General features: G+C 48.7%; 18 protein-coding genes and 1 tRNA gene. 12 read left to right on the forward strand and 7 right to left on the reverse strand.

The annotated features are described in order from the left end of the window. Positions 1-37 precede the first annotated feature (37 nt). The 5 genes from ACYVBJ_RS12930 to ACYVBJ_RS12950 all read left to right on the forward strand — a co-directional run bounded on the left by ACYVBJ_RS12930 (position 38) and on the right by ACYVBJ_RS12950 (position 6,445). Complete coding sequence (locus tag ACYVBJ_RS12930) at positions 38-1,084, forward strand: sensor histidine kinase (RefSeq protein WP_460982716.1); 1,047 nt, start codon at positions 38-40, stop codon at positions 1,082-1,084. Continuing rightward, the gene (locus ACYVBJ_RS12935; RefSeq protein ID WP_460982717.1) at positions 1,065-1,892 is read left to right on the forward strand and encodes a LytR/AlgR family response regulator transcription factor; all 828 of its coding nucleotides are present in this window, start codon (positions 1,065-1,067) and stop codon (positions 1,890-1,892) included. Before ACYVBJ_RS12930 ends, ACYVBJ_RS12935 begins: the two co-directional genes overlap by 20 nt. Before the next feature lie 104 nt (positions 1,893-1,996). After that, a complete protein-coding gene (locus tag ACYVBJ_RS12940; protein ID WP_460982718.1) occupies positions 1,997-3,433 on the forward strand; it encodes a S41 family peptidase in 1,437 nt (478 codons plus the stop codon). Positions 3,434-3,560: 127 nt separating this feature from the next. After that, complete coding sequence (locus ACYVBJ_RS12945) at positions 3,561-5,138, forward strand: M81 family metallopeptidase (RefSeq protein WP_460982719.1); 1,578 nt, start codon at positions 3,561-3,563, stop codon at positions 5,136-5,138. 182 nt (positions 5,139-5,320) lie between these two features. Further along, positions 5,321-6,445 (forward strand): DmpA family aminopeptidase, encoded by a 1,125-nt coding sequence (locus ACYVBJ_RS12950; protein WP_460982720.1) that lies wholly within the window; start codon positions 5,321-5,323, stop codon positions 6,443-6,445. 37 nt (positions 6,446-6,482) lie between these two features. On the opposite strand, the gene ACYVBJ_RS12955 is transcribed toward ACYVBJ_RS12950, so the two are convergent. Then, a complete protein-coding gene (locus tag ACYVBJ_RS12955; protein ID WP_460982721.1) occupies positions 6,483-7,049 on the reverse strand; it encodes a hypothetical protein in 567 nt (188 codons plus the stop codon). A gap of 162 nt (positions 7,050-7,211) precedes the next feature. Further along, a complete protein-coding gene (locus ACYVBJ_RS12960) occupies positions 7,212-9,266 on the reverse strand; it encodes an OPT family oligopeptide transporter (RefSeq protein WP_460982722.1) in 2,055 nt (684 codons plus the stop codon). Positions 9,267-9,401: 135 nt separating this feature from the next. Here ACYVBJ_RS12960 and ACYVBJ_RS12965 point away from each other — a divergent pair. Next, a tRNA-Gly gene (locus ACYVBJ_RS12965) sits at positions 9,402-9,474 on the forward strand. An 833-nt stretch (positions 9,475-10,307) separates the two neighbouring features. Continuing rightward, a complete protein-coding gene (locus ACYVBJ_RS12970; protein ID WP_460982723.1) occupies positions 10,308-11,588 on the forward strand; it encodes a T9SS type A sorting domain-containing protein in 1,281 nt (426 codons plus the stop codon). Positions 11,589-12,087: 499 nt separating this feature from the next. Here the strand turns inward: ACYVBJ_RS12970 and ACYVBJ_RS12975 are convergent, their stop codons facing one another. Beyond that, positions 12,088-13,680, reverse strand: coding sequence for a hypothetical protein (locus ACYVBJ_RS12975; protein ID WP_460982724.1), 1,593 nt, complete (start codon positions 13,678-13,680; stop codon positions 12,088-12,090). A 721-nt stretch (positions 13,681-14,401) separates the two neighbouring features. Here ACYVBJ_RS12975 and ACYVBJ_RS12980 point away from each other — a divergent pair. From ACYVBJ_RS12980 to ACYVBJ_RS12990, 3 genes are all read left to right on the forward strand, one after another. Beyond that, the gene (locus ACYVBJ_RS12980) at positions 14,402-14,641 is read left to right on the forward strand and encodes a hypothetical protein (protein ID WP_460982725.1); all 240 of its coding nucleotides are present in this window, start codon (positions 14,402-14,404) and stop codon (positions 14,639-14,641) included. Positions 14,642-14,925: 284 nt separating this feature from the next. Next, positions 14,926-17,769: a choice-of-anchor Q domain-containing protein gene (locus ACYVBJ_RS12985; protein ID WP_460982726.1), complete on the forward strand. Its 2,844-nt coding sequence runs from the start codon at positions 14,926-14,928 to the stop codon at positions 17,767-17,769. 508 nt (positions 17,770-18,277) lie between these two features. Next, positions 18,278-18,658 (forward strand): hypothetical protein, encoded by a 381-nt coding sequence (locus tag ACYVBJ_RS12990; RefSeq protein WP_460982727.1) that lies wholly within the window; start codon positions 18,278-18,280, stop codon positions 18,656-18,658. 270 nt (positions 18,659-18,928) lie between these two features. Here ACYVBJ_RS12990 and ACYVBJ_RS12995 read toward each other — a convergent pair whose 3' ends face one another. From ACYVBJ_RS12995 to ACYVBJ_RS13010, 4 genes are all read right to left on the reverse strand, one after another. After that, entirely contained in the window at positions 18,929-19,408 is a 480-nt protein-coding gene (locus ACYVBJ_RS12995) for a hypothetical protein (RefSeq protein WP_460982728.1), read from the reverse strand. A gap of 484 nt (positions 19,409-19,892) precedes the next feature. Further along, complete coding sequence (locus tag ACYVBJ_RS13000) at positions 19,893-21,359, reverse strand: hypothetical protein (RefSeq protein WP_460982729.1); 1,467 nt, start codon at positions 21,357-21,359, stop codon at positions 19,893-19,895. 670 nt (positions 21,360-22,029) lie between these two features. Further along, on the reverse strand, positions 22,030-22,905 hold the full coding sequence (locus ACYVBJ_RS13005; protein WP_460982730.1) for an IS3 family transposase: 876 nt from the start codon (positions 22,903-22,905) through the stop codon (positions 22,030-22,032). A 17-nt stretch (positions 22,906-22,922) separates the two neighbouring features. Continuing rightward, positions 22,923-23,216 (reverse strand): transposase, encoded by a 294-nt coding sequence (locus ACYVBJ_RS13010; RefSeq protein WP_460982731.1) that lies wholly within the window; start codon positions 23,214-23,216, stop codon positions 22,923-22,925. Between the two features lie 1,047 nt (positions 23,217-24,263). Here ACYVBJ_RS13010 and ACYVBJ_RS13015 point away from each other — a divergent pair. Further along, positions 24,264-24,734, forward strand: a complete 471-nt coding sequence (locus tag ACYVBJ_RS13015) for a LexA family protein (RefSeq protein WP_460982732.1) — start codon at positions 24,264-24,266, stop codon at positions 24,732-24,734. Continuing rightward, complete coding sequence (locus ACYVBJ_RS13020) at positions 24,709-24,939, forward strand: Y-family DNA polymerase (RefSeq protein WP_460982733.1); 231 nt, start codon at positions 24,709-24,711, stop codon at positions 24,937-24,939. Before ACYVBJ_RS13015 ends, ACYVBJ_RS13020 begins: the two co-directional genes overlap by 26 nt. The last annotated feature ends 123 nt before the right edge of the window (positions 24,940-25,062 follow it).

Here is a 25,062-nt window from a genome sequence, read left to right on the forward strand (position 1 = left end):
TTCGCGTCAGCCGCTTTTTTAACACATTTACTCTCTGATGGAAAACCTAAACGATCGCTGGATGCGACTGGTGGGCGTACCGCTCATCTCGATTGTCTCCAATTATATCTTCTACCAGCCCAGCAACGACGTTAACCACATCAGTCGTTGGGTAGCCCTGCTCGTGAGCCTGGTCGAGTGCGTGCTGCTTTGGGAGGCAGTTCGGCTAGGTATCATTCGGGCGCGTCGGCACTACCCCAGACTCAACCAAACTACCCCCCGCATTCTGGAGCAGGTTGTCTGGTTCCTGGGCGTTACGGTGGTTCAGCGAGTTGGTATCATGTACCTCTACGACGTAACGCTGTTTTGGGGCTACCCGATCTCCGAACGGTCCTATTGGGTCAATACGTTGATTCCGTTTCTGTTCACCGTGCCGATGGCGGCTATTTACGAAGCCAAATATTTGTACCACCAGTGGTGGTCGACCTATCACGAGGCTGAGCGGCTCAAAAAGGAAGCGCTGCAAAGCCAGCTCGATTCACTAAAGTCCCAGATAAACCCGCACTTTTTGTTTAACAGCCTCAGTACGTTGTCATCGCTGGTGGCCGAGAACCCTAAACAGGCTGAGCGCTTTATCGAAGAACTGGCCTCGGTATACCGCTACGTCCTGCAAACCAACGAACAGTTGCTGACCACGCTGGCGAATGAACTCCAGTTTGTCCGGGCGTATTTTCATTTGCTGCAAATGCGCTTTGGCCGGAGTGTCGAGCTAGACCTATCGATTGACGAACGCTATCTCTCATTTATGATTCCGCCGTTGACCTTGCAGCTACTGGTTGAAAACGCCGTAAAACACAATGCGGCCCTACCGAACAAGCCGCTTGTGATCCGAATCTATTCTGACGAAGCGAGTAATCTGTTTGTGCTGAATACGGTCCGAAAAAAGACGAATCTGGTGCCCTCGAATCAGACTGGACTGGCTAATATCACGGCCAAATACCGTCTGCTGGGTCAGCCCGATGTGTTGGTAAAACAAACGGACGACTGTTTTCAGGTGATGGTTCCCCTCATTCAAGAAACCCACTATGACTATTCTCATCATTGAAGACGAAGAACTGACCGCCCGTAAGCTTCAGCGACTACTCATCGACGTAGAGCCAACCGCCAATGTTGTCGGCATGACCGTCAGCGTTGACGAATCGGTCGACTGGCTGCGAAGCAACCCACAGCCCGATCTGATCTTCATGGATATTGAACTGGCCGACGGGCAGAGCTTTGAGATTTTTAATCAGGTGCCGGTGAAAAGCCCGGTCATTTTTACGACGGCCTACGATGAATACGCCATTCGGGCGTTTAAGGTAAATAGCATCGACTATCTGCTAAAGCCCGTCAAAGAAGACGATTTGCGGCAGGCGTTAGCCAAGTTAAACGCCCTCAAACAAGTGCTTGTCGATCAGGCTGGACTGGCGGTGACGAGTACCTTCGAGTCCTCATTGGCGAACCTGCTTGGGCAGTTACGGACTGTACAACCGGCGCCGGACTCCTTCGGTGAAGCTACTCGCCCAGCTGCTACGTTCCGCGATCGATTCATGATCAAGCAGGGGCAGCGCTTGTTCTCGATCAGTATTGAAGAGGTCGCTTATATTTTTTCACGTAACAAAATGGCGTTTCTCAAAACCCGTGATGGTCACGAATGGCTCATTGATTATACCCTGGACGAACTGGTGCACATGCTTGACCCCCGGCGTTTTTTCCGGCTCAACCGGCAGATCATTGCCGAATTACGGGCGATCGACAAAGCGCATCTGTACTTCAACAGCAAACTAAAGGTGAATCTCTGCCCGGCTTTTGAGGAGGAAGTCATTATCAGCCGGGAGAAAGCGGGGGAGTTCAAGCTTTGGTTGGGTGAATGAAACAGACACCCTGGCGCTAAATTCCGACTGTTGAGTAGCCGCTCCATTTTGGCAGCGGCTTTTTTCGGCCAGTTTTGCTCAGCTCAATTAAGAAATAACAACCTATGAAAACGCTGTTAGGCACCACCTTCCTCTGTATACTCCTAAGCGTACGCCTTGTCGCTCAGACCCTGACGCCCGAGCAACTCCAAACCGATTTTGCCCGCTTCCGGACGGCTTTGAATGAGGTTCATCCCGAGATGTACCGCTATACACCTAAGCCGAAATTTGATTCGCTTTTCGCGGCTACTTCGGCTCAATTAAACCGTTCCATGACGCAGCACGAGTTTTACGTAACGATGGTGCCATTGCTGACCGCCCTGCGAGATGGTCACATTAAGTGGATCGTTTCCGGCCGCGATGAGCATTATCCATTTTCGACGGATAAGCTATTTCCGCTGAAACTGTATTTTCTGAACAGCAAAGCCTGGGTGGTAGATAACTACGGAGCCGGTACCATAGCCAACGGAGCCGAAGTAATTTCAATTAACGGCCAGCCGATGGCTAGTATTATTCAGAAGCTGCTACCCAACATGACGTTTGCCGACGGCGACCGGATTGGCGGCAAATACGAGGATTTGAACCGATACTTTTCTGGCTACTACGCTACGTTCGTCGGTGCTCCGGATCGGTTTGAGGTTGTCTACAAGGCTGGCCATGAAGAAAAAACAGTCGTGCTATCGCCCGTAACGGAAACAACGATCAAACAGTACGTTGAAACCCATAAGCCCGTCAATCAAAAACCTTTTCGACTGATCTATACCGACAATCAGACGGCGGTGATGACGATCGAGCGATTCTGGAGCGACAAAAAAGAGCAGGACTTTCACAAGTTCCTGAAAGAAGCCTTTCGGGAATTGAAAGAAAAAAGTGTACGAAACCTCGTACTAGACCTACGTGACAACGAAGGTGGTGAGGAATCTTGGGGCGTTGAACTCTACACGTACCTGGCCGAAAAACCCTTTCGCTACTACGATCACATCAGTGTGCGCCAGAAAAAGAAATTCTCGTTTCCCGCCTGGACCTCGAATCTGTACAAGAAGCTGAAATGGCTGGCGGTGAAGAAACGTGATAATGGCTACATCATGACCATGCTGCCTGGCTTAAAAACGAAGAAACCTAATCGCGATGCATTTCGGGGTAAGGTATACGTCTTGCTCAACGGAAATAGTTTTTCGGTAACGACCGAATTTGCCGCCCGCGTCCATGCCGATAAACGCGCTACGTTCGTAGGGCAGGAGTCGGGTGGTGGCTACAAAGTCAACAGCAGCGGTATCTTCACGATCACCCAGTTGCCGAACTCTAAAATTGACCTCGGTATCGGTACGTTCGGTTTTAATATGGCCAACGTACCAGCGGACATCCGGGAAGGGCAGGGGATCATACCCGATCATGCCGTTGTCTTGACTATCAATGATATTCTCAATCACCGTGACCCGGTCATGGAGTACACGCTCAAACTGATTCAGCGCCAGCCATCGGCTTTGGTTGAGGCTAAGTAACCGGGCTCTCTGCCGGAAGGCTTGTCTGGAACGGTTAGAGGTTGAGTTAATGGCCTCTACTAAGCTTCCGTAAGGAGAACGCTTGGTAGAGGCTTGCTTGCGTTTGTCAATACGTTAACTTGGCCGCATGAAACACCTGTTCCTGGGGCTTACTGCCTGCTTCGCTTTTACCGGCTGGGTATCTGCCCAATCGCCAAATACGGCTAACCGAACCAACTTACCACGAATCGCTATTGCGGGACTCGGTATTGAATCGAGTACGTTCTCGCCGGCTGTTACGCACGAAGACGCCTTCCACGCTCGGTATAGCGGTGAAGTCTTCAACGCGTATCCGTTTATGATGCCGGTGTCTCCCTTACGCAAACAGGCGATCTGGCTTCCGGCTGTTGTGGGCAAATCGCTGCCAGGAGGAGCCGTCACCCGCGAAGCTTATGAGTCGCTGGTCAACAAAATGATGGATACGCTTCGGAAATACGGTCCTTATGATGGCTTGTACTTCGACATCCACGGCGCAATGAGCGTCAAGGGGCTCGACGACCCCGAAGGCGACTTAATCACTCGAATCAGGCAGGTAATCGGTTATAAAACGCTTGTTTCCACCTCCATGGATCTGCACGGCAACGTATCACCGCGGTTGGCGCAGAACACCGATCTGATGACCTGTTACCGGATGGCCCCCCACGAAGATGCCATGCAAACCAAGGAACGGGCCGTCGTTAATTTGCTGGAGCGCATCAAAAGCGGGAAAGGTAAACCCGCTTACAAAGCGTTGGTCGCTATCCCCATTCTGCTGCCGGGCGAACAAACCAGTACCCGTATCGAGCCGGGCAAAACCCTGTATCAGGCAGTAGCCCCGATTGCGGATCATCAGGAAGGCATTGTCGATGCGGGTATATGGATCGGGTATGCCTGGGCCGACGAACCGCGCAATCACGCGGCTGTGATGGTAACCGGCGATGATAAAACCAAAGTGACGCAGGCGGCCGAAAAGCTGGCCAACGATTTCTGGAACGCCCGCTTTAAGTTCGATTTCGTGGCCCCAACCGGTACGTTGGAGCAGTGTCTGGCCAAAGCTTTAGCGAGCCCAAAGCATCCGTTCTTTATCAGCGACACAGGCGATAACCCAACCGCCGGGGGCGCTGGTGATGTAACCTGGACACTCACGCAGATACTGGCCCGGCCGGGGTTTCAGAAAGAAAACGGCCCGTCGTTGATTTACGCGTCTATCCCTGACCCCGAGTTGGTAAAAAAGGCGATAGCGGCTGGCGTGGGGGGCAAGGTAGAAGGTAAGGCAGGCGCCAATGTCGATGCGCGGTTTGCGCCACCCGTTCCCCTCAAAGGCACGGTGGAGTCAATTGTGAAGGGTGACAAAGATGCGGAAGTAGAGGTTGTGGTGAAAGTGGGCAGTGTACACGTTATCGTTACGCAGAAGCGTAAGCCCTACCATAAGGAAGCGGACTTTACCCGCCTAGGTCTGAAGCCCCGCCAGTCCGATATTGTGGTTGTGAAAATCGGTTACCTCGAACCTGAGCTGTATGCCATGCGCGCCGACTGGATTATGGCGCTGACGCCCGGCGGTGTCGATCAGGATTTGGCCCGCTTGCCATACAAGCGTATCATCCGGCCTATGTTTCCGCTCGACAAAGACATGAAAAACCCCGACTTATCCGCCCGGTTAATTCCCGTATCCGGCGAAGCAAAGTAGTGTGAGGTTAATAATTAACGTGCATTATGGATGAGGCATAAGCCAATTGTTACTAGCACGGTAAGCCGCAGAGCCCTGTTTGTGTTTAAGGAGTTAAGGCAAGGAAAGCAAGAAGCCCTTTAGGCAAAAGTTTAGACGTTATACCGTAATTTGGCCAGGAACCAGTAGAACTTACAACGCGGATGGGATTGGTAATACGTATTGTTCTAGTTGCTCTATCACTAGTAATTGCTTATACGTCGGAGGCCCAGTCGCCAAAACGTCCGCGTGACTATGGCGTTCAACTTGGTGTGTTACCTACTGGTCAGCATAACGCCATTACCGATGTGCCAAGTGTGCGGGTAGGGCAGGTCACTCTTCAGCAAGGGCAAACTGTTCGGACGGGAGTTACAGCGATTTTAGCGCACGACGGAAATTTGTTTCAGCAGAAAAGTCCGGCGGCTATTTATATCGGCAATGGCTTCGGTAAGCTGTCGGGCTATAGTCAGGTCGAGGAACTGGGAACCCTGGAAACGCCAATTGTGCTGACCAATACATTGAGTTTACCCACGGCGGCCGATGCGCTCATCGATTACACGTTAGCGCAGCGAGGCAATGAACAGGTGCGCTCCGTAAATCCGGTTGTTGGCGAAACGAACGACGGGTATCTAAATGACATTCGCGGACGACACGTAACGAAACAACACGTACTCGACGCAATCCGGCAGGCAAAAGCTGGCCCGGTTGACGAAGGAAACGTTGGAGCGGGTACCGGAACCGTTTGTTTCGGGTTTAAGGGCGGCATTGGTACGGCCTCGCGCAAGTTACCCGTATCCCTGGGCGGCTACACCGTTGGTGCGTTGGTGCAGACCAATTTTGGGGGCGTACTGCAAATTGCGGGCGTACCCGTAGGCGTCGCGTTAGGCCGTTATTCGTTCAAGGAAAAGCTGGACGGCTCCTGCATGATGGTCGTAATTACCGATGCACCCCTCGACGCTCGAAACCTGAAACGGCTGGCGAAGCGGGCATTCATGGGACTAGCGCAAACGGGTGGTATTGCCTCAAATGGTAGTGGCGACTACGTCATTGCTGTCTCGACGGCGTATCGCATACCGCACGAAACCGCCAGCGCATTCGAGGAGGTTAAGCTGTTACGAAACGATAACGTATCGCCACTGTTTATGGCCGCCATTGAAGCTACGGAGGAGGCTATTATTAATTCGCTGTTCGCGGCCCAGACCATGACCGGTGATCAGGGCCATCAGGTGGAACGGTTGCCCGTCGGGCGCGTGGTTGACTTACTCAAGAAAGCAGGCCAGGCGCGGTGATTGAGTAACTCGCAACCACATTGTAATGAACCAGCTCTTAGCCTTGCTTCAAAATACCCTGTCGTCTCGGCAGCGCTAATCGCACCAATCCGTAGACGGTTAAGCCAAATATAAGCAGGAATGCCGCCCATTTCAGGTTGGTAAATACCGAACACAACGAAGCAATCAGGTCGGATGAGGTTGGATAGGCTTTCAGCAAATAGACAATGCAGCCGTTTTCAAACAGATCGAACAGCAGCGCGCCAAGGGGCACTACGTTAACAAGACGAAAGGGTGTGTACAGCCGATTTTGGAAAAGAAGCGACAAAACAAGGCAGAACAGCAGCGTGTAAATAAGCGGATAGGCGATGTCGGCCGTTAGCTCACCTTGTGCATAAATGGCCCGGCCTTCCGGGCCATACGCAGCCACCATCTGCTGAATCTTGGCTGGATCATAGCCAATCAATAAGTCGATTGGTCCGAGGATTCGACCCGCCAGGGCGTTCATGTTGGCTTCCAGAGTTCTCAGGATATAGGCCGGAAACGGTACGTAAAGTAATACAGCTACCAATAAGGTTTTCCAGGAAGCAATTCGATACAGAAAAGTCGAGAGCGACGTAAGCATAGCGGTGGACGGGCTTAATCTTTATGCGTGCTAAATAATACCTGCTACACCTAGTATCGCCAATAGACTTACTAACCGGTTGTGTATGACGGCGCTAATAAGTAAACGGCCAGTCACAGCTATGGCGACTGGCCGTTTAAGCTCAGAACAAGAAAAGTAAGATCAGCGCTTTGTGGCGATTCGCCAGAGCATACCGGCCAGCGTAGCAAACGCTAAAGCGCCCAGCAACTCGTACCCGCCTTCGCCCAGGGCGCTTGCCAGAGCAGGCTCCAGAGTCAGAGCAGTTAGGCCGTTATAAACCGATTCATTGACCGACAATAAGGCAACGGCGACCCCGGCCAGTGCTCCCCCCGCCACGAGACCCGTTGCAAACAGATTCCCTTTTCCCAGGTCCGCATCTTCTTCAACAATACCCCGGCGTTTGGCCGTACGGTCGGCAATGGCTTTAACCAAACCACCCATAAAAATAGGTAAGGTCGTCGAAAGAGGTAAGTAAAGCCCAACCGCAAAGGCCAGCGCGCTAACGCCAACCAGCTCAAACACAAAGGCAATAAACGCGCCGACCAGCACAAACTGCCAGTCGAGGTTAAACGATAATAAGCCTTTAATGAGCGTTGCCATTAAGGTACCCTGCGGGGCCGGAAACTTATCAGAACCGATGGCGTGGGTGATGCCCTGCGCTACCAGATCGGGAGTGGGGGTGTCAAGGATTTTTACCGTAGCGCCGACGACCAATGAAGAAACGATAACGCCAATGAACAAGGCAATCTGCTGATAGCGGGGGGTAGCGCCAATGAGATAGCCCGTTTTCAGGTCCTGCGACGTAGCACCGGCATTGGCAGCCGCTACACAAATCATGCTTCCCACCACCAGCACGGCGGGCTCATAGGCTTTACCCGTCAATCCAAAGCCGATGAAAACAAGCGCTGTTCCCATGATAGTGGCAATGGTCATGCCCGACACGGGCGACGAACTTGATCCAATCAACCCTACAATGCGGCTGGCAACCGTTACGAAGAAGAAACCGAACACAATGACCAGAATGGCAATTAATAGTTTGGTCAATAACGAATCGCCGGGAATTTGCGGCAGCAACACCATTAAGCCCACCAACACCGCGCTGCCAATAATGACTACCCGGACGCTCAAATCCTGTTCGGTACGGGCCGTTTGGCTCGACTCACTCAGTTGGGTTTCGGCGTCAATCGCCGTCAGCGACGAGCGGCTGAAGCTTTGTCGGAACGACGACACAATGGTCGGAATCGTTTTAATCAAGGTCATAAACCCGCCCGCTGTAACGGCCCCAGCCCCAATTTGTCGGATATACGCCCGATAGATGGCGGCTGCTGTATCTGCAAACGTGTGCGTCTGCGGGTTCCAGCCACCGGGTCCGCCGGCCGTTTGTAAATTATCTAAGTAGCCAAGCTTTTGAAGTTGAAGCGCAATCGTATCGCCCGGTACAACCGAAGCCAGAAGCGGAATGATACCTAGCCACGCCAGAATTCCCCCGCCAACCAGCACGGCCGAAATGCGAAAACCAATGATGTAGCCGACACCCAAATATTCAGGAGTAATTTCGCCGGATACCTGCGCTGACGGAAAATAGCGGTTGGTTTGTCTGGTTGCCCAGACGGGTACCTCCGCAATGACGTGCAGCACCTTCTGAAGTAAGGCGTAAAGCAGGGCAATGCCGAGTCCCTGGTAGGCAGTCTTGGCGAAGTTGCCCCCTTTCTCTCCGGCAATCAGCACCGATGCGCAGGCCGTACCTTCGGGGTAGGGTAACGTACCGTGTTCCTGCACAATCAACGACCGACGTAGCGGAATCATCATGAGCGTACCGACTAAGCCTCCCAGAATCGATAAGGTCAAAATTGTCCAGTAATTGAAAAACTCGGCGCCGGTACCGTTCGTCAGGAACAGGAAACCGGGCATCGTAAACACGACGCCCGATGCAATGCTCTCTCCCGCCGAACCGGTTGTCTGGATGATGTTATTTTCGAGAATGGTTGTATTGAGAAACCGTCGGCCCAGTGAGATGGCCAGCACCGCAATGGGGATGGAAGCCGATACCGACAGTCCCGCTTTAAGGGAAAGATAAACGGTAGCGGCCCCGAAAAGTACCCCGAATACCGCACCCGTGATGATGGCTTTCATCGTAAACTCGGCCGGGAATTCGGAAGCAGATATAAAGGGTTTGTGCGTAGGAGTTGATGTCATGCAAATAGGCTTTTAAACCAAAGAAAGCGAAAACCGCTATTTACCTTGTTAATCGCGATCGAATTAATTTGTTCACTCAGCGAATGACTTGACAAAACCGGGTATTTTGCTGTATGTTTGTTACACCAGCACTAAGCGGGAGTAGCTCAGTTGGTAGAGCGGCAGCTTCCCAAGCTGCAGGCCGTGGGTTCGAGACCCATTTCCCGCTCGTATATAAAATGTTTCATTTCAGCCAATTGTGTCTTTATTCGCAATTGGCTTTTTGCTTTTAGAAATATTTACTAACACACTTACTAACACAAGTCCTTTTGTTGCCGTTTTCGCAAACTGCATTCAATTCTTCACATTCCGGCGGAAAGCCTAATTGCGGCTTACTGAAAAACCTGAACAGCTAATCTCACCTCGGGGGTAGGTTAAAAACAGCCAACAACCCCGGGGGTTAAAAAGCGGTAGTTCCAGGCACCGCTCGGGTGCCAATTGTATTCCCTAATAACTGTCTTCAAGGGGTATTTCAAAGCCAAAGAACCCCTATTGTCGCTCATTTTTTCTAGTGAACTGATTATTAGCTCATTAATCGCTTTCGGCTATCTGTTAGCCATGGATTCACCATGGCTCAGGCTGCTGGTTTCAGCCCAAAAACACTGCCCACCAGTCACTTTTTAGATGCTCTAACGCCATTTTTCAGGTAAAACGAATAAGGAGCTGATTGATAGGTTGTTAACCCTCTCTCATAGCGTAAATTACCCGGCTTGTGCGTCATATAACACGCAACTTGGGGTATATATGAATTAACTTTACTCTATTTATCTTACCGGTTGCATAAAGACCACTGTGCTGGTAGAGTTAACTTTACTGGAAGACTACTCTCAGTCATGCTTACGCTGACTTTTTACTCATAAACTACCTGTTTACCCTTGGCAACAATGCTACCTATGCCTTCAGCGGCTCCTTCCCCGTCAGTCAGCCCACCGGTACCAGCAGCCGCACGGCCACCGTCAGCCAGCCCGGCGAGCACACGGTTCTGGTCACCAACGCCCAGGGATGCACCGCTACGGCTACGACCCTGGTGGAAGCCAACACCGATCCCCCCCGCAACCTCAGCTTGAGCGTGAGCACCGCCGTTGGCTGACCTGCGCTCAGCCAACGGCGGTGCTCAATGCCTCCGCTAACGGCAACGCCGAGCTGGTCATCACCGGGCCGGGCAATCAGAGCTACTCGGCGAACACGGCCACCGTCAGCCAGCCCGGTGAGTACACCCTAACGGCTACCCGCAACAACGGCTGTAGTACCACTAGGACAGTCACGGTGGAGAGCAACACCACTGCTCCGGAAAATGTGACCTTGACTAATAACGGGCCCTTAACCTGTACCAACACGTCGGTTCAGCTGACTGCTGCCAGCAGCACCACCGGCGTTACCTATGGCCTAGTGGGTCCCGAGGGCTTTAGCGCCAGTGGGCCAACGGTGAGTGTCAACCGTCCCGGCACCTACACCCTGACCGCAACCGGAGCTAATGGCTGTACGGCCGTCCAAACTACCACCGTGGAGAGCAATACAACAGCCCCCCAGAATGTGACCTTAACCAACTCGGGTCCCTTGTCCTTTACCAATTCTAGTGTGACACTCACGGCCACAGAAGGAGCAGGCTACAGCTATAACTTTAGTCCAAACGCTGCTCAACAAGGCAGTAGCAACAAGGCTACAGTGAATACAGCGGGCGTCTACTCGGTAACCGTCACTCGGCAAGACAACGGCTGTACGGCCACGGCATCCACGACGGTGTTAGGCGGGAACAACCCCACCGTCTGTAGAGGAGGAACAGCGATAATCAACGTAGCGGTTGAAGGCGATCCAGTCAAGTACGAGTGGTACAAGAACAGCCTCACCACACCCAAGATCATGGAGACGCCCCAACTCTTTCGGGGGACGGCTACGTCAAGTCTGACCCTCATCAACGCCCAGAGTAATACCCAAGGCAACTTCTATTTGAAGGTAACTGACCGCTCAAACTTAGTGAAAATCTACGGTCCTTTCCGACTAACGGTGGACGCTAGCTGCAGGGCTAGAGAGATTGCTCAGCTGGAGACACCGTTGCAGGTCGAGCTAGCGCCTAACCCTATCCAACAGGATAGATTGCGTGCTGTAGTGCGTGGAGCTGAGAGCCATTCACTGCAAGTAGAACTGGTTGATCTGAGCGGCAAGCCGATCCGTCAGCAGCGCTGGCAGCAGGCGGACGCTCAGCAAGTAATTGACTGGGAAATGCAAGGGCAAAGTTCAGGTCTCTATCTCTTGCAGGTAGTCAGTGAAGCAGGTAGTCAGTGAAGCAGGTAACGGTGTACCAGCACAACGACAGAGTGTGAAAGTGGTTAAGCCCTAACAGGTGTAGTTCTCAAATAAAAAAGCCCTAACCAATCCGGTTAGGGCTTTCTGATAACCCATAATATTCTTTTCAGGAAATTAGACTACCCATAGTCTGCTCCGTCACAATGAAGAGCAGTGCCGATAGTACCGGCTTTTAATAAGTTATAACTTTCATGTTCTGAGATATAGCTAGCTTTGAGCAATACTGTTTGTAAACAGTGTTTCATATGAAATTGCAAAAAGCCTGACTGCGATGCGGTCAGGCTTTTTTATAAGCACTACTTCATCAGCTACTAGCTAATGAGCTAAACGTAATTGTGAATTGTCAAATCAGCAGCTTTGCGATTATGACTATAAACAAGTCTGACGTTCGTAGCGCCGGGCTGTTTGAAAAACATAGATAAGTTCGGTTTACTTCACCCTAACGATTCGATCTTTCAATTAGCAACCACGGCTTTACTTAGTTAGTAGCGTTTTGGACAACCACCTGGGTGTTATTGTCGCCAATCTGGGTGTACTTAAAAGTTAGCCCTGGACCATTGCCTGCACTCTGGATCAACGTCAGCCGATTGTTATTACCTTGCTGTAAGGCGAAACTACCCGGTGTGCCTAAGGCATCTACCAACTGGTTGTTGTTACCTACCTGCGTAATATCCGCATAGTTATTGTTGCCTACCTGAGCCATGCGGGCCTGGTTAGCGTTGCCGCTCTGGCTGATGTGCAGGTAGTTGTTAGCCGACGGGCTGCTATCCATAAATTTGCCCTGCTGGGCAACAGCGACGTTACCGGAATCTGCGATCTGGCTGATAATAGCTGTATTGCTGGTTCCTACCCCATTAGCGTCGACGTTGGCAAATTGATAGATGGTTGCCTGGTTATTATAGCCTGCGGAAGTCTGAGTAATGACAGCCTGACTGGAGCGGGTATTTGCGCCTTGCACCACCAGCGCATGGGAAGCATTCCCACCATGTTGAGTGACCTGAGCGGAGTTCGCTTCCCCTCCCTGGTGCACGTTCGCATGGTGACCCCCTCCTGCCTGAGTGACGCTAGCCGCGTTATTTATCGAGATTGGACCTAGCTTTACAACTGCTTCCGTCTCTCTGCCACCATAGAGTGAGGGCGGGGTATAACCAAGGGATTTAAGAGCATCACCTCCCTGGAAAATAGAAACAAACATGCCAGATCCAGCCAATTGGTGAATAGAAGCGGTGTTACCGCTAGCCTGTATATTTTGGCTGTTATAAGCCGTTCCCTGGTCAACAACTGCATAGTTACTTACCGCTCCAGTAGCCTGTAGGATGGTAGCGGTATTATCACGACCAACACTGGTAGCTGTAGGGTTATAAGGCAAATCTTCGTATATGGTGGGTCGCGTACTATTCTGGATAATAGCCCCAAAATTATTTAGTCCGTTCTGCGTAACAACCGCTTTGTTATTAGCCCCATAGGATCCCATACCCGCGCTTTGAAGGATTTGTGCACCCCCATCCGCTGTTTGCTGAATCGTAGCTTGGTTCTCTACTGTTACGCCCTGATAACCTTGAAAAATAGTGTTATCGCTAACCCGAAGGGGTGTCATGCCTGCCGATGTCATACTGGCCGTGCTGCCCCGATCGGAGCCCATTGCTCCGTAGCCCTGGAAGATATTATCAACCCGCAAACGCCCGGTCTGGATAGAGCTGGCGCGGCTGCCGACCGATTTACCGCTACCCGTGCCCTGGTAGATGTTAGCGATAGTTGCCTCACCCTGCTGCAGAATGCTGGCTACGCTGCCAAACGAGTCCCCGGCCTGACCATTCACCGTGCCTCCCTGATAAACGTTGGCGGTATTGTTGTTGGTCAGTTGGGTGATGGTTGCGTAGTTGTTGGCCGACTCGGCCGTTATAGGTCCACTGTAGGCGTAGGTACGCCCTTGGTAGATATACGCCTGGTTGCCCGATACGGCCATGCCCACTACGTTCTGAGCCGAGTAGCCCTGGAAGATGAAGGCATCGTTGTTGACCGAGTTGTTGGACTGGATCACCACCGCCGTGTTGGTGAGCCCCCCCAGCATCCAGGCCGTTCTGGTAGATCTCTGATCCGTTCTGGCGGCTGTTGTTGCGCTGGCTCAGCACGGCGATGTTGTTGACTCCCTGCTGGAGGATACCCCCGAAGTTGCCATCGCCCCCAGCCGCTCCAATCGTAGCTGACACAGAGGCAGTGCCACCACTCAACCCATCAGGACCGCCGTTCTGCTCGATCAAGGCGTTGTTGTTGCCGCCAATTTGAGCAATGCCCGCCCGGTTACCCTGTGCCCCATCGTTCTGGTTTATGTCTGTCGGTCGCCGTATGCTCATGCCTACCATACCCACAAATGCGAAGGACTCCAGCGGTGTACGCGCACTGTCGAGCGAATCAGCTTGAAGGAAGCCGCCCGGCGCGAGTTGCATCCGTGCGGCTTCTGCAATGGACGCTCGGCCGCAATCACAGCAGGAGAAAAAATGGGAAAGGGGAGATAAAGGCAAAGCGCGACCTTAGTGGACGCTTGCGACCAATGGCAATCAGGGAGATTGTCATAAAAAACGGGAAGTATTAAGTTACGGATTGTGTATTATTTGCTCTAATAGAGCCGGCACTTGTAAGTACGGCGAATATACAAGTAAGTTGACAAGTATTTACTATGATAGTTGACAGTAATCTATATCAATGCGTATAGTGCTGATATAAAAAATTTGAGTTTTAATAGTGGTTATTTTTGCGTAAATTATACTGGTAAACAACCCATTACCACACTGATGTATCTTATTCGTTTTTACCTAAATGGCTTAGCGCTCGGGCCAGATATTGAACGAGAGGAAATGCCTAACTTTCAAAAAGATGATCTTCTAAAGATTGGCGAAGACGGGGAAAGGGAACTATACCGAGTCGTTGATTATACTACAACCGAACAGACGGGCGCTGTACTGGTAGAGGTGAATGTGATAGAAGAAGATTACGTATGGTTGCCGCTCCTCAAAGCCAAGGCAGATTGGTAAGATAACGAAAAAGCCCGGCTGCCATGCAGTCGGGCTTTTTTTAAGTTTAACTTATTAATACTCAATAACTGCAAAGACATTTTAGAGGAATTATACTCCCTTTTTTCGATTGAAAAACAAACGGTTACTGAAAGCAGTCCGACGTAAATAGCGTTCAGCTGCTTTCAGCTATTTACCCGCCAACTCAACCTTATTTATTCTGCTGGTTACTTGCAGACTACCCAATTCATAGAGTAGCTTTACAGGAAGACTAACTTACTCATTCTCATTCTTACATCTAACCCATGAAGCACCTTTATGTACTACTGCTAGTGACAATCGCTTCGATTGCGATGCCATCCTACGCCCTAGCTCAAAACGATACGGGCCCCTTGGTCGACCCGCTCCAAACCATTCAAGCACCGGCGCTCAACCAGACCTCACCTACTAAGGCGGCTCGACAACGGGCTGCTCTAGCTACGACCATCTGGTATGTGAAAGCTGGTGCATCGGGAACTGGTTCCTCCTGGAGTGATGCTTCTGGTGACCTACAAGCCATGATTAACCAGTCGGCCGAAGGAGATCAGGTCTGGATTGCCCAAGGCACTTACAAACCCAGCACAACAGGGCTCACCGAGCCCCGTCTCGCGGCCTTCTCACTTAAAAATGGTGTGAGCGTGTTAGGAGGTTTTACGGGGGCGAACGGTACGGAAGGAACTAACACTGCTACTACTCGCACGGCTATTCCTTCTTCGACGACCTTATCGGGCGACATCGGGATATCGGGTGATGCTAGTGATAACAGCTACAACGTTTTTAATCACAATCAAAATGGAATTAATAATTCGGCGGTGTTGGATGGGGTGGTTATTACAGGGGGGAATGCAAATGGGCAATCAGGTGATCTGTCGGGTCGAGGTCGAGGGGGCGGAGTGTTTAATTGGCGAGCTTCGCCGACACTGATTAATTGTCAAATTGTGGGCAACTTCGGCCAGACTGGTGGTGGGCTCTATGACCAGGATAATAGTTCCAGGATCATCAACTGTAGCTTTATTGGTAACACGGCCAATATATTTGGAGGGGGAGTAGGAGCTTATACCAATACGACAAGTTTTACCAACTGTTTTTTCAGTCAGAATAACCTTTCGGGTAATCAGACCGAGGGGGGAGGAATCTTCATTAATTTTTCAGCCAATGTCCCGCTCATCAATTGCACATTTGTCGCTAATACCGCCCAGAATGGGGCGGGTTTAAGAACTGGGCCTAATAATAGTAGGTATACTTTAACTAATTGCCTGTTGTGGAACAACGGAGGGGAGAATTCGATTTCGGGGCAGGCCACCCTTAGTTACTCACTCATTGAAGCCGGTGAGACGAGCTATACCGACGGTGGCAGTAATCAAATCCTCACCAGTTCCCCATTTGCCAATGCCACTGGCCCCCAGCTGCGGGACTGTTCACCAGCTATTGATGCCGGCAATAATGAGGTCAACACTACCTCCACCGATGTGCTGGGCAACGAACGCAAGAAACGCATCATTGACATTGGGGCTGCTGAGTACCAAGGCACTCCTACAGTCATCAGCCTCACTAACCCTATAGTAACCACGGCTGTGGTTGGCCAGCCCTTCAGCCAGTCCTTCTCGGCTAGTGGTGGACAGGTCCCTTACAGCTATAGTGTGGTGAGTAGTAACCTGCCGGTGGAGCTTACGCTGTCTGAACAAGGTGCCCTAACGGGTACGCCTACTCAGGCTGGCAACTTCTCAATCATCGTACAAGCCCAGACGGAGCAGGGCTGTACGGGTGTGAGTGCTGTCTACAGCTTATCCGTCAGCTACCCTACCCCTACGATTACGGGCTTTGCGGCTAGCCCTAGCCCGGTCTGTGCGGGTAGTCCAGTGGCCTTCAGCGCCACAGTAGGCAATTACTCGGACTCCTACAGCTACACCCTGACCAACGGAGTAGGCACACCCCTGTCAGGTAGCTCAACCAGTGGCGTTTTTAGCCAGAGTCTGACCGCCAGCGGCTCAGCCAGCCAGAGCTATACGCTCACTGTCAGCAGCCAGGGCCAGCAGGCTACGGCGACGACTGGCCTCAGCGTGAACCCTCTTCCGACCCCCAGCCTCTCCAGCAGTGGCACGCTCACCTGCGGCCAACCCAGCGTCAACCTGGTGGCAACAGGGGGAGACCAGGGAGCTAGCTACCGCTTTAGTGGGCCGGGGCAGTCAGGCCAGCCGGTCTCTTCATCGGCCATTTCAGTCAGCGCCAGCGGTACCTACTCGGTGACGGTAACAAACGCTGGGGGGTGTTCGGCTACGGCCACCACTGAGGTGACGGGCAACACAAGCCCTCCCCAGAACGTGACGCTAACCAACTCAGGCCCCTTATCCTTTACCAACACCAACGTAACGTTAACCGCTACGACCGGGCAAGGCTATAGTTACAGCTTCAGTCAGGGAGCCGCTCAGCAGGGCAGTAGCAACAAGGCTACCGTAAACACGGCGGGCGTCTACTCGGTCACTGTGACCCGGCAAGACAACGGCTGTACAGCTACGGCTTCCACCACGGTGTTAGGTGGCAACAACCCAACGGTGTGCCGGGGCGGTACAGCCGTGATCAACGTTGCAGTGAGTGGCTCTCCGATCAAGTACGAGTGGTACAAGAATAGTTTGACCAGCCCCAAGATCATGGAGACTCCTCAATTATTTAGAGGAACAGCTACCAGCAGCTTGACACTCATCAATGCCCAGACTAACACACAGGGCAACTTCTATCTGAAAACGACCGATCAGGCGGGTGCCGTGACCATCTATGGCCCCTATCGCTTGACGGTAGACGCTAGCTGTCGGGCTAGAGAGATAGCCCAGCTAGAAACGCCTTTGCAAGTGGAGTTAGCACCTAACCCGATTCAACAGGGCAGATTACGGGCTGTAGTGAAAGGTGCTGAAGGTCGCGCTTTATCGGTTGAACTTCTTGATCTAAGCGGGAAGCCGATACGTCAGCAGCACTGGCAGCAGGCAGATGCTCAACAGCTAATTGACTGGGATATGCAGTTACAAGGGAGTGGGCTGTATCTCTTGCAAGTGGTGAGTGAAGCCAGTAGCGGTCTACCGGCGCAGCGCCAGAGTGTGAAGGTGGTCAAGCCCTAAGCCTGTACACAGTTATTCAAATAAAAGCCCTGGCCAAATTGGTCAGGGCTTTTGGATATTACTCGATAAGTTTTTCATAAGTTAGACCTGTGCCTCACGCCTAAGTCACAAAAAGAAGCCCGCCCCAACCGGAACAGGCTCTAAATCACTTTGGTTGGTCCCCGTACGCGGGGGAGTAGGTATAACCTACCCGTTTCGGGCTTTGTTGAGACGATTTGAATAGTATATAGTTGGATAAAATGTCTAAAGCCCAGCTGTTCTACGGCCGGGCTTTTTTATGAACTATAAACCGATGAGATAGACGCTATTCACAATCGTAAATCAGCAGCTTTACGGGTTAATTTAACCGAGACCGACCCTTGAAACGTTGGGCTGTAACACGTTTAAGGAAACAAAATGTTTTTGTAGTACTTAGCAGTATCATACTGATACGACAGATGAGTTGGTTAGAATACTTTGTACTCGTGCTTCTTGTATTTGGTTATTCCAACTCAACACTGAACACACTATGAAGAATGCACTGTTATCGATCGGTTTCTTAGTGCTGATAAATACAGCTTGTCAGCCTACCAACCCTATTGCGCCTGTTGTGGACCGGCGTGATCAACAAGTCGGACTCTACGCCTGTGAAGTTACAATCAGGAATTTTCAAACTGAGGAGGTATTTTCTACCTACCTGGATACCCTCGAAGTTGGTAAGCAGGGTGAGAGTCAACTCTTTATTAAGAGTTATAAAAACACGCAGTTTCCCGCCCTCAAGTCATTAGATGGAAGGGACATTTCGTACACAGGACTATTTACTAATCTGAATTTTAACCAGGGTCAGTTACAACTCACTACGGGTCCAGATAGTGCTTTTTACAGCTATAAGGGTCGTAAGCTAAACTAGTTCAATCCATAGAAAGCACATCTGCATGTGTTCAGGTTATTCTGCGTTCAATAGTTGAACATAATTCTAGTGACTGTTGCAAAAGTCATTACCCATGTGGAAGGCTCTTATTAACTAGCCGTTCTCAGTCTCTAAATAGTTAAAAAATAGCGGGCCAACTTATCTTACTGACCCGCTTTCGGACTTTGGTATCAGCCACTAAACTTAAGTTAATCGACTATCCTTATAAGTAAGCTGAGTTTGAGACTGCTGTAAGTCCTTTGATTAATGCTAGTTGACTTTAATAAACTCAGCCGATGCGCGACCTAATTTGTAACTTGGAGGAAGAAACACATACGAGGCCCAGTTCGGCGAGCTGGCCGGCGCAATAGGCGGGGCAATAACCAATTCGCTTCCCAGCTGATTATTTGGTTCAACCGTGCTTGTTTCTAGGGTCAAATAGTAGCCCTGTGGCTTAGTCAGCACATACACTTTATCGTAGGTGGTATCCCTGGCAGGCGAATAGAAGCCGTTCGCAGGAGCTTGCACCTTGACTCGTACTGTGTCAGGTGTTATTCGCTCTATTTGAACTGTTATCGTCTTCCCATTGATGGGATAGGATTTCACATCGGGAAGCCGCGATGTATTAGCGGTGTAGGTACCGGCTATGGCTTTGGCCGCATCGGAAGCGAGTGCGGGTTGAACACTTGAAGTCTGTGGTTTGCAGGCAGTACACAGAGTAATTCCTAAAATGATAAGGTGCTTTTTCATCTTGTTGAGTGTTTAGGCAATTAGTGAAACTCTTTGGTTTTGTAGGTGTTAGGCAAGGCCGTGTATAAGTTCCTATACGTTAAGTACTACAAAATGCATGATAAAAAAAAATGCTTGTCATGCATTTTGTAATGCAGGGCTCGGTATATAAGATCGTCGGGCTGCCCTAAATGCACTACAGAGCAGCGCTATGAACGTCGGCATGTGTTTATATTTAAGATACTGTGAAGCTTTGAAATATAATTCTATCTTAGTGCCACTCATTGGCTAATAAGCCAAATGGTGTGGATAGAATTGAAAAGCCCAGACTCGTAAGTCCGGGCTTTTTTGTTGATTTCTATTTCAAAGATTACTTGGATTGTGCATGCTATAAAGATAAAAGCTTAAAAAAGAATACTTCATTGACTTAGAGAATACCATACCTCTTATGTTTCATTATTATAAATGAAAGCGATAAAATGAGGAGCTTTTCTCTTAAAGGTTGTCAGTATGTCGGTTTTATTGCTTCTATTTTTAAATTTCTCAATTCCCTTCCTGAAGACTCGCCTTTAAGAATCTTCGCTCTTCTTTCTTCATCATAATCTTTATTAGACAAATAAGGCTGATCGAGATATTTTAAAGCATTAGCGCGTTCTAAATAATACTTAGATTCTCCACCATAAATATTAGCTGCCGAATCTATAAATATAACCCCATATCTGTGTCGGTCATTTTTAATTTCTTCTATTGCCTTGTTAAAGTACCTTTCAGAAGATCTTTTCAAAGAATCAATCTCCGACTTTGTTCTATAAATGCAAGCCAAGTTTTTCACTTTATCCAAAATGTCATTTGGATTTGGACTTCCATGAGCAATAATCGCTACGGAAGATTTACCGTGGCTAAATTCATTATTTTTATAATCAGAAGAAAAACCCAATGTACTAGTTCCATCTAATGTAGTTATAAGTGAATCATTGCAGTAAAAACTAATTTTATGAAAACTATCGGAAGTTTTAGAAACTGAAGTAACCACTAAAGAACGAAACGGATTGTCTTCACCACTTTCTGGGCTATAATCATATTTTTCTTTACTGGTTGTAATAAGATCAGTGTGAATATTTTCTATTTTAAAACTCACCTTACCGTATCTTTTTCCGCTTTCATCCATGATTCTGTCTACCCAAGGTATACCATAAGAAGCTGCCGAGTTACTGTATAATTCACGATCAGACATCAACTTTCTAAAACTTGCTCGCTGAAGAGCTATATCTTTTACATGTCTTGCAGTGGTTACAAACATGACGATTTCCGCTTTTCGTTGTTCTGCAAGTTTAGCATCTTGCTTCTCCTTTTGTTGTCGTAATGCTAGTGCTTTGGAGCGATTTAGAATCTGCTGATTTATGGTATCTTGCCTAGCAAGCTCAGGTATTGCGTTTATATAATTAATCCGCTTTACAATGTCATTCTTGTATTTAGGATTGCCGTTTGGGTATTTAGATATATAATAATTACACGCCTGTAAAACATCTTTGAACGTATAAGAAGAGTCTAGTTGATTATACATAGCCCTACGATATAGAAAGATTTCCATAAATTCTGGATTGCCAACTTTTATGTAGTCAATTTCAGTATTTGGTTTGAATGTTAGCACATCCGTATTATACTTAATATCTCCTACATTATATTTATTTGTATTTTTTTCTGTAAAGGCTCTAATCGAGTTTTCATATAAGACATAATTCAACTTATACTTTGCATTAAATATATTAAGCCACTCCTGTAAATCCTTATATTTAACATGGTTTGTCCATGTTGATTTCGGATTATTCTTATCTTCCCAACGTGGGTGAAAAGTCATAAATTCGTATTCTATTGTATAATTTGGTTTTGAGTGATAGATCTTTTTTTGACAAAAGCCCGTCTGCCTACCAACGAACATTACAAATAACAAAAAGCTCAGGATTGCTTTCATAGTCTAGTCTGGATAGAAATCGTAAGATGAAAATTAGTTGTTACTTAATTTGAATGCTCTTCTATCTTTTTGATAATGAAGCATATTCATTTTTTAGTCAGCAAAGGATTCATAATGAATGAATTAATAATTAAGTTCAAACTAAATTCTAAGGAACAACACAGAGTGTTTGCTTCCTAATACATTATGCTAAATTGTGTAAATGGTAGGCCCGCGCAGAAGGACTAGCTCAAAAATTAGAAGATTGTGTGAAAAAGGTGACAGATCGTCATTTTTAGCGTTATGCTACTCGGCGGTAAGTTGTCTTACTAATAATTGCTTTTGAAAAGAAAAAGATATTCTAATGGCTGTAAGTGGCCGATAACTCGAAGAATAGCAGTATGACACGGTATTGATAATTACTGATAAAGATAAGGAGACCGGAAAGCCACCTAACGCCGTTTACTCGAAGAATAGACTAGAGCAGTAGGTGTAGTACGCTTACTTTAGCCTGGGATTAGCTGTCCGCTCATCTTGACTGTACACCACTCACCCCAAACCCTTTTTTCTCTAAACCGCTTTCCCCTATTCTTGACCCGAGTTCTCTGCTAATAGGCTAGTGGAGGGCGTTTAAGTTAAGAAGTAGTATGAAAAGGCCAGACCCAATTTGAGTCTGGTGAGGTGGTCCGGTTTAGCGGCACACTGAACTTGCAAGTTTTGTATAATATTCCTGCTCAAACTGTTCTGGACTTTTATAGCCCAGCGACGAATGCTTACGCACTCGGTTGTAGTACATCTCAATATACTCGAAGATCTCGGTTCGAGCATCTTCTACATTCAAGAACGTGCCTCCTTCTAGTAATTCCGCTTTCAAGCGGCTCCAGAATGACTCTGCAAAGGCATTGTCATACGGATCGTCAGCCCGGCTCATACTGGGCCTAATGTGCCACAAACTGGTCAGTTCATGCAAATCATTCGACACATATTGACCACCTCTGTCCGAATGGGTGATCAAGCCAGTTGAAGGCTGGCGAGATTGCAAAGCGCTACGTAATGGTATGAGAACCAAATCATCTTCCATGTTATCATCAATGCGCCACCCTACAATTCGCCGAGAGAACAGATCCATCCAAGCACCTAAATAAGCCCACTCCCCATTGGTCAAAGGCAAGTAAGTGATATCACTCACCCAAATCAAATTAGGCGTTTGTGGCAAAGGCTGATTTAACAATAAATTCGGCCAGTAGCCTTTGCCATGAGTACTATCTGTCGTGCGAGGAACAAACGACTTTGGTTGAATAGGCTGTAAACCAGATTCTTGCATTAACGTCCTTACTTGGTGGCGGCCTATTGCATGACCTTTCTCTTTCAATTCGGCTACAATACGTCGACTCCCATACCGGCGCTTATGATCAGCAAAAATCTGTTCGATCAATTGCTGTTTCTTTCCCTTTTCAACCGTTGGCTTGTAACTATCTCCGCGTCTGTATCGGTAGTATCCGGTACGGCTCAACCCTAATACGGAGCAGAGTGTATCGACTGTAAACGTACCGGCCAGTGCATGCATGAATTCATAATATGGCTTCAGGTCTGTCGGCTGAAAATGCTCAAGGCTTTTTTTAAGATCTCGCGCTCGGTTTCTAATTGCCGTACCCGATCCTTGAGTTGCTGGTTTTCCAGTGCCAGTTCACTTTGTTCGCTAGCTACTTTTTTTACCCCTTGGTTCTGGTTCTTCCAGCGGTAGATTAGATTTTCTGAAATACCTAACGCCTTTGACACATAGGCGGCTGTCTGGCCGTTGGCCAGCATTTTGACGACTTCACTTTTGAAGTCAGCGTCATACTTACGCCGAGTTTTGGGTCTGCTTAGTGACTGCATGCTCTTGCTAAGTTAAGCAAGTTCACTGTGCCGATTAATTAGACCATCTCAGGGCAAGTACAGGAACTTGAAGGTAGCTTACTTGGGTGGTATAAGTAATTACATCAGTATACTGCGACTGAGTAGGATAAGCGCGAGGTAAAGGTTCATGCGTTGTATTGCCAACAGTAGAATAAAGCACGCCAGGCCGAAGCGAGAAAACGCCTGATATTGGTACTTCGGCTAATATACCCGCTTGCCACCCCCGGATAGTCTCATAGTTGGTCAGTATGGCCCAATTGCTTGCCTTCATCGATGAATTTACCCCTGCTTTAACGCCGAAGCGCACTTGAGCCGAAACTTGATTGGTTATCAAAAGAGAAGAAGGCAGACGATTCGTAGTGAATTTTTCATGGCATGTTTTTTTTAAGAGGCTGCACAAAGAATGCCAAATCGCTGGGCTTACATAAAGCGGCTATACTGGGTTTGGCCGTTTACTCGAAGAAAAGTATTACTATATCTAATATGGGATATTTACTTACATATACAGATGAGTGAAACATCTGTATAGCTACTATTTTAGTGTTACCCTTTGAGCATCGCCCTATGTGGTGTGGATAAAACAAAAAGCCCAGGCCTATCAGTCTGGGCTTTTTTGTACAGTTGATTAGTGGACTACTTTCCCACTCATCTTAGACTTACGCCACTTATCCCAAACAGAGTGTTGTAAGCAACATATGTCGCTGGAAAGTGGTCTTTTAAGAGAACTGCCTGCATGGGCATTCATAAAAGTTGAAACTCTGAAAGGTCGGGCCGGTTGAGTCCGATCTTTTTTGTAAGGTACAACTATGGTCCATTTCTCCCAAAATACCGGAGGGTCTGGCCAAACTATTTGTGGATAATCTCAGAGCAGAACTAATACAGTATTAATAGGCAGTGCCAATAACGTATTGCCTGCACTTGTTGAATATTTGTATTATATATAACAAAAGTATATCATAGCAACTTATTGCCCTATACAGGCTGCTATGCTTAATAACCTTGACCCCATACCCCCCGAAATATATTATGATTGCCGATCATACCAGTCGGCAACTTATCCCTCTGTATACCGAATCCGTTCAGGCTGGCTTTACCAGTCCTGCTGAACCGCACATTGAACGGCATTGCAACTTGCAGGACCTCTGCGTTGCCCACGCCGAAGCCACTTACTTTGTCCGGGCTGTGGGCGAAAGCATGATTGGCGATTACATTTTTACCGGCTCGATCTTGGTTGTTGACTCTACCTTACTGCCTCCTCAAACCGGCGACATCATTGTGGCCTGGGTAAATGGCGAATGCTGCGTGAAACGCTTCATTCGCCAGAATGCAGACATGATTACACTTGAACCGAGTAACGAAAAATATAAGCCGATATACGTCCATAAAGACCGCGATCAATTCAGGGTGTTAGGCAAAGTTGTCTACATCGTTTCTAAGCCGCCTAAGTGGAACCCTTTACCCCCCATCGACTATGTTCGGACTCGTAGACGGAAATAATATGTATTGCTCCTGTGAACGGAGTTTTAACCCTTCTTTGCAGGATAAGCCGGTTGTGGTTTTATCGAACCGCGATGGCTGTATAATCGCGCGTTCCGAGGAGAGCAAAAAGTTAGGTATAAAAATGGGAGCGCCATACTTTGAAGTAAAGCCGCTGATCGAAGAACAGGGCATTGTTGTGCTCAGCAGCAACTACGCCCTATAAGCAGTTACGTGGAATATAACTTATAATACTAATTAAGAATATGATTGTCGTACTTTAGCCTACTGAACTACGCTGACGAAATCACCCAAGATTTACCCTACCTGCAACTACTTGAAAAACAAC

This window comes from Spirosoma fluminis (assembly GCF_054778895.1).

Bases quoted from the DNA above. Each gene is read 5' to 3' on its own strand.
- ACYVBJ_RS13020 (WP_460982733.1), top strand. From the start codon at position 24,709: ATGTTCGGACTCGTAGACGGAAATAATATGTATTGCTCCTGTGAACGG.
- ACYVBJ_RS13010 (WP_460982731.1), bottom strand. From the start codon at position 23,216: ATGCAGTCACTAAGCAGACCCAAAACTCGGCGTAAGTATGACGCTGAC.
- ACYVBJ_RS12955 (WP_460982721.1), bottom strand. From the start codon at position 7,049: ATGCTTACGTCGCTCTCGACTTTTCTGTATCGAATTGCTTCCTGGAAA.
- ACYVBJ_RS12930 (WP_460982716.1), top strand. From the start codon at position 38: ATGGAAAACCTAAACGATCGCTGGATGCGACTGGTGGGCGTACCGCTC.
- ACYVBJ_RS12975 (WP_460982724.1), bottom strand. From the start codon at position 13,680: ATGCTGGGGGGGCTCACCAACACGGCGGTGGTGATCCAGTCCAACAAC.
- ACYVBJ_RS12960 (WP_460982722.1), bottom strand. From the start codon at position 9,266: ATGACATCAACTCCTACGCACAAACCCTTTATATCTGCTTCCGAATTC.
- ACYVBJ_RS12945 (WP_460982719.1), top strand. From the start codon at position 3,561: ATGAAACACCTGTTCCTGGGGCTTACTGCCTGCTTCGCTTTTACCGGC.
- ACYVBJ_RS13000 (WP_460982729.1), bottom strand. From the start codon at position 21,359: ATGAAAGCAATCCTGAGCTTTTTGTTATTTGTAATGTTCGTTGGTAGG.
- ACYVBJ_RS12970 (WP_460982723.1), top strand. From the start codon at position 10,308: ATGCACCGCTACGGCTACGACCCTGGTGGAAGCCAACACCGATCCCCC.
- ACYVBJ_RS12935 (WP_460982717.1), top strand. From the start codon at position 1,065: ATGACTATTCTCATCATTGAAGACGAAGAACTGACCGCCCGTAAGCTT.
- ACYVBJ_RS12985 (WP_460982726.1), top strand. From the start codon at position 14,926: ATGAAGCACCTTTATGTACTACTGCTAGTGACAATCGCTTCGATTGCG.
- ACYVBJ_RS13015 (WP_460982732.1), top strand. From the start codon at position 24,264: ATGATTGCCGATCATACCAGTCGGCAACTTATCCCTCTGTATACCGAA.
- ACYVBJ_RS12995 (WP_460982728.1), bottom strand. From the start codon at position 19,408: ATGAAAAAGCACCTTATCATTTTAGGAATTACTCTGTGTACTGCCTGC.
- ACYVBJ_RS12980 (WP_460982725.1), top strand. From the start codon at position 14,402: ATGTATCTTATTCGTTTTTACCTAAATGGCTTAGCGCTCGGGCCAGAT.
- ACYVBJ_RS12940 (WP_460982718.1), top strand. From the start codon at position 1,997: ATGAAAACGCTGTTAGGCACCACCTTCCTCTGTATACTCCTAAGCGTA.
- ACYVBJ_RS12950 (WP_460982720.1), top strand. From the start codon at position 5,321: ATGGGATTGGTAATACGTATTGTTCTAGTTGCTCTATCACTAGTAATT.
- ACYVBJ_RS13005 (WP_460982730.1), bottom strand. From the start codon at position 22,905: ATGCATGCACTGGCCGGTACGTTTACAGTCGATACACTCTGCTCCGTA.
- ACYVBJ_RS12990 (WP_460982727.1), top strand. From the start codon at position 18,278: ATGAAGAATGCACTGTTATCGATCGGTTTCTTAGTGCTGATAAATACA.